Annotated in this window: 12 protein-coding genes; 6 read left to right on the forward strand and 6 right to left on the reverse strand. The window is 34.4% G+C overall.

What is annotated here, in order from left to right; all coding sequences use genetic code 11:
* Window positions 1-11 precede the first annotated feature (11 nt).
* Both IPJ83_02325 and IPJ83_02330 read left to right on the forward strand, forming a co-directional pair.
* On the forward strand, window positions 12-428 hold the full coding sequence (locus IPJ83_02325) for an MGMT family protein (GenBank protein ID MBK7879384.1): 417 nt from the start codon (window positions 12-14) through the stop codon (window positions 426-428).
* 68 nt (window positions 429-496) lie between these two features.
* Complete coding sequence (locus IPJ83_02330) at window positions 497-928, forward strand: DUF2147 domain-containing protein (protein MBK7879385.1); 432 nt, start codon at window positions 497-499, stop codon at window positions 926-928.
* A gap of 340 nt (window positions 929-1,268) precedes the next feature.
* On the opposite strand, the gene IPJ83_02335 is transcribed toward IPJ83_02330, so the two are convergent.
* Both IPJ83_02335 and IPJ83_02340 read right to left on the reverse strand, forming a co-directional pair.
* Window positions 1,269-2,060, reverse strand: a complete 792-nt coding sequence (locus IPJ83_02335) for an FkbM family methyltransferase (GenBank protein ID MBK7879386.1) — start codon at window positions 2,058-2,060, stop codon at window positions 1,269-1,271.
* An 11-nt stretch (window positions 2,061-2,071) separates the two neighbouring features.
* Window positions 2,072-3,094, reverse strand: coding sequence for a thioredoxin family protein (locus IPJ83_02340; GenBank protein ID MBK7879387.1), 1,023 nt, complete (start codon window positions 3,092-3,094; stop codon window positions 2,072-2,074).
* Between the two features lie 96 nt (window positions 3,095-3,190).
* On the opposite strand from IPJ83_02340, the gene IPJ83_02345 reads away from it, so the two are divergent.
* From IPJ83_02345 to IPJ83_02355, 3 genes are all read left to right on the forward strand, one after another.
* Window positions 3,191-3,790: a sigma-70 family RNA polymerase sigma factor gene (locus IPJ83_02345; GenBank protein MBK7879388.1), complete on the forward strand. Its 600-nt coding sequence runs from the start codon at window positions 3,191-3,193 to the stop codon at window positions 3,788-3,790.
* 67 nt (window positions 3,791-3,857) lie between these two features.
* Window positions 3,858-4,088: a hypothetical protein gene (locus tag IPJ83_02350; GenBank protein MBK7879389.1), complete on the forward strand. Its 231-nt coding sequence runs from the start codon at window positions 3,858-3,860 to the stop codon at window positions 4,086-4,088.
* Between the two features lie 100 nt (window positions 4,089-4,188).
* Window positions 4,189-5,649: a M48 family metalloprotease gene (locus IPJ83_02355; protein ID MBK7879390.1), complete on the forward strand. Its 1,461-nt coding sequence runs from the start codon at window positions 4,189-4,191 to the stop codon at window positions 5,647-5,649.
* 57 nt (window positions 5,650-5,706) lie between these two features.
* On the opposite strand, the gene IPJ83_02360 is transcribed toward IPJ83_02355, so the two are convergent.
* Together IPJ83_02360 and IPJ83_02365 are read right to left on the reverse strand one after the other, a co-directional pair.
* Window positions 5,707-6,093: an ATP-binding protein gene (locus IPJ83_02360; protein ID MBK7879391.1), complete on the reverse strand. Its 387-nt coding sequence runs from the start codon at window positions 6,091-6,093 to the stop codon at window positions 5,707-5,709.
* Window positions 6,090-9,443 (reverse strand): DUF4175 domain-containing protein, encoded by a 3,354-nt coding sequence (locus IPJ83_02365; GenBank protein ID MBK7879392.1) that lies wholly within the window; start codon window positions 9,441-9,443, stop codon window positions 6,090-6,092. Before IPJ83_02365 ends, IPJ83_02360 begins: the two co-directional genes overlap by 4 nt.
* A gap of 352 nt (window positions 9,444-9,795) precedes the next feature.
* Here IPJ83_02365 and IPJ83_02370 point away from each other — a divergent pair, with 352 nt between their 5' ends.
* A complete protein-coding gene (locus tag IPJ83_02370) occupies window positions 9,796-10,584 on the forward strand; it encodes a T9SS type A sorting domain-containing protein (GenBank protein ID MBK7879393.1) in 789 nt (262 codons plus the stop codon).
* Between the two features lie 98 nt (window positions 10,585-10,682).
* Here the strand turns inward: IPJ83_02370 and IPJ83_02375 are convergent, their stop codons facing one another.
* On the reverse strand, window positions 10,683-11,474 hold the full coding sequence (locus IPJ83_02375; GenBank protein MBK7879394.1) for a hypothetical protein: 792 nt from the start codon (window positions 11,472-11,474) through the stop codon (window positions 10,683-10,685).
* Window positions 11,449-12,210 (reverse strand): UDP-2,3-diacylglucosamine diphosphatase, encoded by a 762-nt coding sequence (locus IPJ83_02380; protein MBK7879395.1) that lies wholly within the window; start codon window positions 12,208-12,210, stop codon window positions 11,449-11,451. The genes IPJ83_02375 and IPJ83_02380 overlap by 26 nt, the downstream gene beginning before the upstream one ends.
* Between the last annotated feature and the right edge of the window lie 4 nt (window positions 12,211-12,214).

A 12,214-nucleotide genomic window follows, 5' to 3' on the forward strand; every position in this document is an offset into this window, starting at 1 on the left:
GTTTGCTCCATATGTTAGGTTATAATGATAAAACCAAAGAAGAGATTCAAAAAATCCGAGAAGCAGAGAATAGAGCCATTGCTTTATTTCAACGTGATTTTAGATCTGAGTCACATTACTATGATAAAGTTTATGATGTGGTCAGGATGATACCGCCAGGTAAAGTGACCACTTATGGTGCAATAGCTAATTTTCTTACATTAGGGTCAGCAAGAATGGTTGGTTGGGCTTTGAACCAATTGAAAGGTAGCTTAGGTGATGTTCCTGCACACAGAGTGGTGAATGCGAGAGGCGAACTTAGTGGAAAGTTATTTTTTGGGCCTAATAAAATGAAGCAGCTTTTACAGTCTGAAGGAGTATCTGTGTCGAATGATAAAATTGACAATATGGAAGGCTATTATTGGGATCCTTACCTTGAACTTAAGTGAATATATAGTTGTTTGCTCTTAGATTTAAAAGTTACATTAGGATAAATTACATTATAAATTACCACTATATGTTAAAATATTTTTGTTTTTTTATCTGTTTGTTTTTCCTGGAAGCTCAGTTGGTTGGACAAAATACTGGTATCTTGGGTATTTGGAAAACTATTGATGACGTTTCACAACAGGAAAAATCCCATATAGAACTTTACATGAAATCTGGTAAGCTATTCGGGAGGGTAATAAATTTGCTTCCCAATGCAACGACCAAAGTATGCAATAATTGCCCCGGTGAGAAAAACGGGAAATCACTCATAGGAATGGACATCATTTGGAATATGAGTGTCAATGGATCCACTTGGGAGAATGGTCAGATTTTAGATCCAAAAACAGGTAAAATATATTCCTGTTCCTTGAGTCTGGAGGGCTACGACAATTTGAAGGTTAGAGGGTACCTTGGAATTTCCCTTTTCGGACGAACCCAGATATGGAAAAGGGTAAAATAATTTGTTGCTATACAATAAAGGTGAAGACCTAACAGTTATAAAGTCAAACCACCAATCATCGCCTATGGTCGATACCTTTACACTTCATTCTCTAGTCCGGTATTCCTATCAAGAATGTTCCTTAGAAGAGAGGATACTTCTCGAAGAAATAGCAGAGGTTGATAAGTGCCTCAAGGAGGAAATGAATTTCTTGAAAAAAGCCAAGAGTTTTCTTCCGGATGTGCTTTTCTATCCAAAATCGGGTACCATTGACAGAATTAAGGACTACAGTCAAAGAGCAAGGTAGCTTAGCTGGAATTGCTCTTCAAAAGCCTTTAAGTATTAAGATTAAGGGCTTTTTTTATACAATTAACTTTCTTCGAATAAATATCATATTGCCAGATCTTGTCGGATGCAATTTTGTGTTTAATTTCAAATTTCCATCTTCTAAGCTTGCAGGTTCAAATTGATATGTTTTTAAAAGATTTATAATTTTATGTATTTCCGTTTTATCGTATTCCAATATTAATAATTTTAATTGCGGACTACTTAATATGGATGAAGCGCCTAGAAGGATATTTAACTCATGGCCTTCTGTATCAATTTTTATCGCATGTGGTTTAGTCAGATGGTTTAAATTATCTAGTCTATTAGTTTCTACTGTTTTTCTGCATCCATTTGAAATAATTTTATTGTTAATTCCTAAATCAGTACTAAATTCAGTAAACCCATTTACATCACTTATTGCAAATGGAAATACGGTAACCAGATGTGTAATTGAGTTAAGTATTTGATTTTGCTCATTTAATATGGCGGCGTGTTCATCAGGTTCGAATGCGTAACACTTTATTTTATATTTGGCGGCAAGAAAAATGCTATACAAGCCAACGTTTGCGCCAATATCATAAAAAACGTCACCTTCTTTTAATATTTTGGAAAGGATTATAAATTCCTCCTGTTCAACATGATTATAATAAAATGGATTTTTTGAAGACTGAAATCTTGAATCTACAATCCATTTAATTTGATCAGTCCATGAAATTATAGTTCTTTTTTTAATTACATTAATCCAGAAGGATTTCAATAAATAAATGAGAAAGGATTGATCGGAGTCGGCATATTTTCTAAATAGCCTGTATTTATTTCTCAGCAATTCGTTTTTTATTATGATTTACGTAATTGCATTTCCGCAACTGAAAAGGCTTTATAAATATCTAAACCTATAAGGTTTTGCATTTTATTCGTTGAGTTAAATTTTATTTTTTCAAATATTTTTTTCTGATTTGGTGATAGTAGATGATCTGGATTTTTATTTTCACTAAGAAGTTTATTGATTCTAGTCGCCTGAAGTTCGCTCATTGGAACGTATTTATATAAAGAATTAAATAAGTAATACTTTAATTCAGGATCAACTTTAAATTCACCCAATTTTACATGTTTGATATCGATATTTTTAATATTTGAGACATTCGGATTATCCACATAGATTCTATCTGCATTATTTGATTTTTTTCCATGTGCTATTAATTGTTCTAAACTAATTTTATTTGGATTGTATTTCACTTCAACCACTTCTGCGCCATTTATAAAACCAGCTCTTGTGCCAATGACACCATCCAATTGGGCGTAATTTTTTTCACCGCTCCAAAAACAAAACATTCCCAAAAACGCCTTTTCTGTCCCTAATGCTTTGGCCATTAGTTCCTCCTCCAATAAATTAAGATAATCGGGAATTTTATGGCCGCTTTTCAATAGTGCTGCGGTGATTTTTGCAACCAACCCAAATGCCGTATAATTTCCACTTAATCGATCTACCAATGGACTTAAATCCGGATGTACAATCCTTACTACCGGATTGTTCCAAGAAGGTTCTTTAAAATAGTCTAATGCTATCTGATCCTTACCAGATTTATTATTGTGGATGGCCAAAGGAATAAAGTAACTTTCTATAGCTTCAACAATTAATGGGTGTGACAGGACTTCTGAACCATAATATTTACATGTGCTACAACCCGGGATTTCCTGAAAGAGTATAAAGATTGGTTTTTTATTCTGGACAGCTTTATTTTGAGCTTCTTCAAGATTTCTATTCCAATGAACTGTTCCTAATTCCATGGGGTTTTTGTCAGGAACCTGCTGTTGGCTTAAAGGAATCAATCCCAATATGATGAGTAGGCATTTTAACATTTTTGAACCAGTTTATTTGTTCGCTTAAAATTAACTTTCATTGATGATATCCTTTAAGGATTTTGGATAAAAATCACTTTCTTTGCAAAACAAACAATGGAATTGAAGAAGCTTAGCCCACATGAACGTTTTGAGCTTGAGTTTTTGCCTCATATTGAAGCATTAAATACTTTTGCTTTCCACTTAACTTATAACGAAGAGAATGCCGCCGACCTTGTTCAGGAGACTTACCTTAAAGCCTTTAAATTTATAGATAAGTATGAAGAGGGAACTAATGCAAAGGCTTGGTTGTTTAAGATTCTGAAGAATGCGTACATCAACGATTATCGGAAGAAGAATAAACGTCCGATACAAGTTGATTATGAAGAGGTGTCCGGATACCACGATGGTGATGACGCGCCTTTAGCTAGTTATTTTGATTTGAGGGAAGAGCTCTTTGATCATATGATGGGTGATGAGGTTACTGCTGCAATGAATTCATTGCCTGAGGACTTCAGAACTGTCATTTTACTCTGTGATATTGAAGATTTTAGCTACGAAGAAATCTCAAAAATCATAGATGTTCCAATTGGAACAGTAAGGAGTAGACTCTTTCGAGCCAGGAATATGCTGAAAGAAAAATTAAATACATATGCCAAAACAATGGGTTACAAGGACCATAGAGGTGGGCATGATGATCAGGATTTAAGTGAATAGAATTTACGTGCCCGGTTGTTTCTGGGCAGTTTTAATAATAGCTTTTTTGTCGGATAAACGATTTTGTATGGACCAATTTAACTTTGCTGAAATCAGAAAAAAAATTACCTCCTATTTAGATCACGACATGAGCCCTGAAGATCAGGACAGTTTTCTGACTCAAATACAAAAGGACCCTAATGGTCAGAGTGAGCTTATTCGGGAGCGATTGATTCGTTCTAAAATAAGAGAAAACATACATCGACCACATTTATCTCCAGGCCTTGTAGATCGTATTAAAAACAAGATTGTAAGATAATTTTATTGCCATATTGGGATTTTCGTTAATATAATCGGCTCATTATTTGGGTTTGTCTTATTTAAAGATCGGTTTCATTTTCCGTTTTAGATTTTTTTTTATGTACCTACAGTATAGAAGTTTGTTGTTCATCATGCTAGGTCTTTTCATGACCACATGTTCTCGTAATCCGGTTACCGGAAAAAAGGAGTTGTCTTTAATGTCCGAATCTCAAGAAAAAGCTTTGGGGCTTGAATCTGATCCACAGATACAAGCTGAGTTTGGAATGTATCCGGATTCAAGTTGGCAAAGGTTTCTTCGTGAAAAGGGACAGGCAATGGCTAAAATTTCACATCGTCCTACATTGGGATTCCAATTCAGAGTTATTGATTCTGAGGTGGTCAATGCTTTTGCAGTACCGGGTGGATATATTTATTTTACCCGCGGAATATTGGCACATTTTAATGATGAGGCCCAATTGATGGGCGTTTTGGGTCATGAAATTGGCCACGTCACCGCCAGACATGCCAATGAGCAATACACAAAACAAACTATCGCTCAAATTGGATTGACTGCCGGGATGATATTATCTCCAAAGTTCAGGCAATTTGGCAATCTTGCAAATACAGGTATGCAATTAATGTTTCTTAAATTTAGTAGAGACAATGAAACGCAATCTGATAAACTTGGGGTTGAATATTCTTCAAAGGTTGGATATGATGCGCATCATATGGCTGAATTTTTTCAAACCCTTGGAAGAGTATCTGACGCAGCCGGAGCAAGGATTCCATCTTTTCTATCTACCCATCCTGATCCGGGAAATCGTTTTACTAAGGTGAATGAGCTGGCAACTGAAGCACAAAAACAATATACTGCTGCCACAAAAGTGGAAAGAAATAGTTACATCAAAAGATTAGATGGCATGGTTTATGGACCGGATCCTCGACAAGGGTACAAGGAAAATGATAATTTTTATCATCCTGAACTAAAATTTCAATTTCCTGCCCCAAAAGATTGGACCTACCAAAATTCACCTGCACAAGTTCAATTTGGATCTAAAGATCAAAAGGCATTGTTGATTTTTTCCCTATCATCTGATAAAGATTTGATGAATGCAGCCAAATCTATCCTTAAAAATTTTAATTTAAATTTGATCAAACAAGAAAATATTCAAATCAATGGTATGTCCGCCATAAGATTACTGGCAGAACAAATTCCCGATCAAAATTCTCAAGGTCAGTCAACCAATGTTAACACCCTTAAAGTAGTGAGCACACTTATTCAATATGATAATCTGATTTATAACTTTATTGGTGCTGCAGCACCAAACGATTTTGGCAATTTTGAATCACAGTTTTTACAATGTATGGATGGTTTTAAAAAGCTAACTGATCAAACGAAAATAAATGTTAAACCAGATCGTATTGCAGTTAAAACTGTTCCAAACAAAATGACCTTTAAGGAGGTGTTGAAATTAAATAACCAGGATGTTAAACGGTATGAAGAATTAGCAATTCTTAATGGTCTAAAACAAACTGACATCTTAGAATCAGGAAGTTTAATAAAACTAGTTTCCAAATAACTAAAGTTGACAAATGTCGAGAAGGGATATTGACGAAAAATAGAAAGTTGGCTATGCTCAAATCTCAAACTCTATTTCAACAGTTCTTCCATTATCGGAAAAAGCTACTTTGTTAGAAAGTTTATGCATTAAAAAAACTCCTCTTCCTCCGCATCTTTCCAAATTTTCAGGTAGGGTAGGATCAGGAATTGTATTTGGATCAAAACCACGACCTTCATCTGAAATCCTAAAAGAAATACAACGGTGTTTTTTTTCACTGTTGATGTGAACAAATTTATTTGCATCTTCTCTATTTCCATGAATTATGGCATTGTTGACTGCCTCAGTTATGGAAATGAATACATTGTGATAGTGCTTCTGATCAATCTTGTATTCTTCAAAAATACCTATAAGGTATTTTTCAATCATCGCAATATTATTCGGTATAGAAGCAATTCTAATCATCCTTGCTTCTTTGTACGATTGAAATATTCTTCGACCAGTTTCTTGTAAAAAGGTCTCAAATCCGGTGATACGTGCTGGAACCATTCAGTTTCTGCCTGACGTTGTTTTAGATAATCTTCAAGTCCGGCAGGGAAGTCACGTTCAATTTTCGTACCAGTTTCTGATTTACGTTCTTCTTTATATTCTCTTTCTCTTTCAGCACGCTCTGCTTCCAACAATCTTGTTGTGATTTCTTGTTGTCTTTTAAGCGTTTCATTTGTGAGCTGCTTGTTGACCAGTTCCTTCTCTGTTTTATTCATTTGGTCAATAGCCTCTTTCATTTCCTGGGAGCCGAGACCCTGTTCTTTTTTCTCCTTTTCAAAGTCCTCTAGCATTTTCCTTAACTTGGCTTGTTCAGCCGCCATTTCAGCAAATTCTTTACTCAGTTTCCCCTCACCCTTTTTGCTTTTTTCACCCAGTTTTTTCAATTCCTCACCTACCTTTTGTTGCCCTTCAACAATTTTATCCATTGGAACCTTTCCCTTCTTCCCTTTTGGCGATTTGCTCTTGCCGGGCTTTTTACATGATTTACTTCCAGGTTTATTACAGGATGAATTTTGTTCTTTTTGTTTGTTATTCATAGTCTCAGATAACATCACTGCAAGATCATTCACATTTTTCATGATCTTTCCCTGATGGGTATTGGCCAACTGCACTTGCCTATCTTCAAGTTTTTCTATGCTTTTTCCAAAATTTTCATTAATTTCTGAAACCTTTTCCCCGACAAAGGACTCTATTTCAACTACTCTTTTACTCAAGGCCTCCAAGGTGTCTTGTATTAACTTAAAATTTGTTTTTAACTTGAACTGTTCTTGCACCAGGTTAACATATTTTGGAGATTGGATATTGGTTTGTTCAAATGATTTTGATAACAATTCCTGTTCAAAAGACAATCCCACAAGATTCTCCAATAACTGCCTGAGAACCTTTATATCTTCTTCTTCTTGTTCCTTTTCATTTTGGTCCATTTGACTTTCCATTTGGTCAGCCATTTCATTCATTTTATCTGCACCTTCTTTTTGATCTTTTGACGCACCGTCATTTTCTTTTTTCTCCAACTTATCCTTTGCTTTTTCAAGACTTTTTTGCGCCTCCTCAGCATTCTTTTTTTGATCTTCTATCTTCTTGGGCTGCTCAAGCTCTTGATTTTTTTTCTGAATCTCCTCCTGCTTTTTCTTTAGGTCATCAAATTTCTTATTGATATCCTCTTGTTGCTTTTTAAGGGATGATGGATCTTCGGTCTTCTTCTCAGTTTTATCCTTGAGCTCCATTTGTTCATTAGCCAACTCCCTTAATTTGTCAATCTGATCTTTAATGTTTTTTTCAAGTTCAAGCTGTTTAAACAATTCAAGTAAGCGATCCATTTCTTTTTTCATGTCCTCACTTTTATTCTGAAATTGTTCGGTCATTTGAATGGCTTGATCCTTTTGTAACTCTTGCATCAATTGTTGAATCTGGTTCATCAATTGCTGCATCTCTTTATTCATGCTCTCATTAAAATGTTCCTGAAGTTTTTGTTGCTTTTCCTGTAATTTTTCATCAGGATTACTATGTTGTTCTTGTTTTTTTATGTTCTCTTCAAATTTTTTCTGAGCTTTCTCAAATTTTTGCTGAATCTCCTCCTGTTGTTTTACAAGTTTTTCGAGATCCTTTTTATTTTGCCACTCAAGATCTTTTTTCTGACGTAATTTGCTTCTATACTCATCCAGCTTATCTTGGAGCTTTTGTGCTTCTTTAACAGCTTCTTCAAGATTCTTTTTAATATCCTCACTATTCGTTTCTTCTTTTTGCGCCAATTCTTCCTGACTGGCCAAATGATGTTCCATAATCGTACTTCTGGTAGACTTACTACCATTGACCCCATCATTGTCCCAAACCTCAAAATAAAATGAAATATGATCTCCTGACATAAGTCCTAATTCTTCCATGTCCATTAAATGACGAAACGTTGATGCCTTTCCCCCATTGAATCCCACTTTAACAATTTTTTCAGGGAGAGATTTACCCGATTTGGTTTTGATCTGATAATTAAAGCTTAGATCTTTCAATCCATAATCATCTGTGAGTTCTCCTCCGAAATAAATTATATTGGCTTGCGTACTGTCTTCAAACGATTCTACATTTATGAGTGGATATTGATCTGCTATAGCAGTTATTTGATATTGAATGGTATCAGGCCTGGATAATTTAAGATTATTCAAATACAAGGTATAACTCTGGTCTTTCATAATCCTTGTAGAGAATTGAAATTCATTTTCGGACCTCTTGCTGCTTTCTGATTTTTGGTTTGATTCAGAAAGCCGGAATTGCAATTGATCTGTGTTTTCTGTATTCACATTCCAGCTAACCTTGGTGCCAACCGGTACAATCAACCCACCTGTATTTTTTAGATGTTCATTTTTTCTACCAGTATACGATGGATATTCAAGATAGACCTCAAAAGACGAAATTACAGGCTTAAGTATCACTTCAAGGGTAAACTCCTCTGATTTGATTTCTCCGGAGTAGATCCTGAATTTAATATCTTTTTGGACATTTCCAAATGTGTAATGATATGTACCTGCATCCTCTCCAGGTCTAAGTCTGTATTGAAAATTATCATACTCAATATATGCTTCTGAAGGTAAAAAATTACCTGAGACAGAAACATTTAGTTCAAAGTCCTCATTCTGAATTACTTCAAGTTTTTGATCGTCAAGTCCAAAACTGAAAGGAGCTTCTTTTGAAAAATCTTTATTATTCTGTATTATTCGGGTCGTTGAATCCTTGATGAGGCTTGGGGCCAGAAAGATTATTCCCATAAGTAAGGATACAGGAATTAGTGCATACCGAATATATTTTCTGTTATTGGATAGATCAATCGCAGCTACAAAAGGAATAGGCCTTAATTCTGAGGCTTTTTGATTTATACTCGCTTCAATCAGACTTTTATCGCTGAAATTAATGGACTGAGATTTCAGCTGAAGTACATTTAACAGTTTATCCTTTACATCCTTGAAGTGAGTACCAATTATACGAGAGGCCTCTTCATGACTAATCATTTTACCTAACCTCATATAATGTAAAAAAGGGCTTATGATCCAACTGTAAAAAGCTAAACCGGTTAAACCAAGAAAAGAATAGAAAAGAATTTTCCGTGTTATTTTACTGAAATAAAATTGGTGCTCCAACAATGTGACCAAAATAAAGGCCAGGGTAAGCATACCAATAAAGTATATAGACCCCCTTAATAGCTTATTAAGGTAGAACTTCCTCGTAAACTGATCCAATTTTAAAATCAGCAGATCATAGTAATTTTGATTCCATTCCATACCTTATATATAATTAGTCACAACGCTTATTCTGCAAAAATAATTTCACTTAACAGGAATTGCTGCATCCTGATGAATATTAACAATATATCTTTCTCTTAGGTTTATCAAACTGTATGATATGTTCATCCTTAAAAAAGGTTTAAGCCAATTTTCCTTATTATTTTAAATTCTGTAAATCTGAATAATTGTATTTGTAATTGAAATAATATAAAGTAAATTAAAAATATACAAAATTTAATTTTATAATTAAGGTAAATTTATATATTAGATTTTTAAATTAATAACATTAACATTTGGATTCAAGTACAAATAATTAGATTTGCCCTTTATTTCAAAACTTAAATTCAATATGAAATTTATAACTTTTTCTTCACTTATTCTTTTCCTTTTTGTACAATCGGTAATGGAGCCTCGCAATCCCGAGTTAGAGGTCACAGGAGCTCCGGGAGAATTAACTTGTGCCAAGTCCACATGCCACAGTGGAGGAAATTTTACCGGAACTGTTAACATAGAGGGCTTACCTGATACCATTTCTCCGGGGCAGACATACAATTTGAATTTTGTTCAGAAGAGTAATGCAATTACCTCTGGTTTTGAAATAACTAGTCTTGATCCTCAAAACATGAGATCAGGGACCTTTGTTGCAGGACCAGGATCCAGTGTTGCTATTGGTAGAACTTTTAACAGACAGTATATAAGGCAAATTAGTGCCAGAGCATTAACGAATGGGGAATCAGTTTATTCTTTTAGCTGGAAGGCTCCGACAAGTTTAACCGGAGATAGCATTAGATTTTATTTTGTAGGCTTAGCTGCCAATGACAATGGTAAAAATACGCTCGACAATGTCCTTAGAGCGTCAAAAAGTGTATTTTTTCAAAACACAATATCTTCAACCGAGAATACGCTTAACAGAAGCATTACACTTAGCCCAAACCCAGTCTCAGATTATATAAATTTGACGTCTGATTATAAAGGATCTCAAGGATATCAAATCATCGATCTTGTTGGACAGGAAGTGTTGCAGGGATTAGTTTCTTTAAACGGTAAAATTGATGTTTCAAATTTGGAACATGGGTTTTATCATTTGATAGTCAAATTTCCATCTGGTAATTTAGTAAAATCTTTTCTTAAGAATTAATAAGAAGATTGACCTTCTATCCACAGTATTTTATAAGAAATCAAGCACTTAAAATAATATTTTTTCGATAATAAATTTACCACCTAAAATCAGTAGGTTTAATTTTTCCACCGAAATCTGCGGATCAGATTTTCCTCTGCAATAAGCAAATACTTTGTGTTGACTGCAAATGAGCTGATTTTGGCATTGCTTGTATAGATAGGTTCAGACGGTCTGGCTCCGGGATTCCAAGAATAAATTCGATTATCCTTTAGGTAAAACAATATATTGTCTTTCAAATCAATATATTTAATTTTACTGTCTTCCACAAAAAATTCTTCATTCAGGAATGCAGAAAACTGCCAAAGCCCGATACCCGGTAGCAACAGAAAAATCTCTTTACCATTTGTTTTTAAAATCGAAGTTGTAATTTCATTTTCCCGCTCATAATATATGGATTCACTGTTAACAATTCTTTGATCTAGTATATTTTTAACATGTATTTTTCCTTCAGAAAAATAACAGTATTGAGTTGTGCTAAAAAAACATATGGCACTTTCTAAATTAAAATTAGAATAAAATTCATCTGATAGAGTTCCCAAACTTTCATCTAGAATTTGAACACTTGAATAGGATGGAAAGAACAACATAATTTTCATGGGGTCACTAACATCCAAAGTAACATATTCACTTAGAAAAGGACTCGAAAGCTCCTGATTTGTGGACCAATCTTCGTTCAGTTTGAATAAATGTGAACTACCTTTTTTAAAAGCATAAATTTGATTTAACTTGTCCAGATATAATGAAGAAGCGCTGAGTAAAAAGGAATCCTGAAATAAATATTTTTGGGAAGTGCCAATATTGCAAAGTAAGAACAAAAATATACTATGAATAAACCACTCCTTTATCATTTTTATAAAATTTCAGCTGAAGTGAAGACCCGTCAAACTCTGCATAAGATTGAAAATTTAACCAATCTCCCAAATTTACATAACGTGATTGTGTACCATAAATATTGTAATCAATGGGCAGGTGGCGATGTCCAAAAATATAATAATCTGCCTGAATAGTGGGATGTTTTTTTTGAACATATTGGATTAACCATTCTTTATCAGGACCTAAATATTTTTGGACAGGTGCCTGTGCCTCTCTGCTTTTTCCTGAAAAGTAATTAGCCAGGCTAATCCCAATATCAGGGTGAATCCACCGGAATAACCATTGGGCAAGCGGGTTTTTAAACAATTTTTTCAATCTTTTATAGCCATAGTCACCGGGTCCAAGCCCATCTCCATGTCCAATTAAAAACTTTTTACTACCTAAATTTTCCAAGATTGGTTTTTGGTAAATTGGAATGCCCAGCTCTGTCCACAAATAATCTTTCATCCAAAGATCATGATTCCCAGTAAAAAAACGTACATCAATTCCTTTGTCTTTAAGCTCGGCTATTTTACCAAGTATTCTGATGTACCCTTTGGGAACAACTTTTTTATAATCAAACCAAAAATCAAATACATCCCCTACAAGAAAAAGATGGGTTGCATCATGTGATATTTTATCCATCCATTCCACAATCAATGCTTCTCTTAGGCGGGAAACTATTTTAGAGGAATCACCAAGGTGAAAATCAGAAGTGAAGTAAGCTTTAATCAAA

This window comes from Candidatus Vicinibacter proximus (assembly GCA_016713905.1).
Taxonomy (GTDB): Bacteria; Bacteroidota; Bacteroidia; order Chitinophagales; family Saprospiraceae; genus Vicinibacter; species Vicinibacter proximus.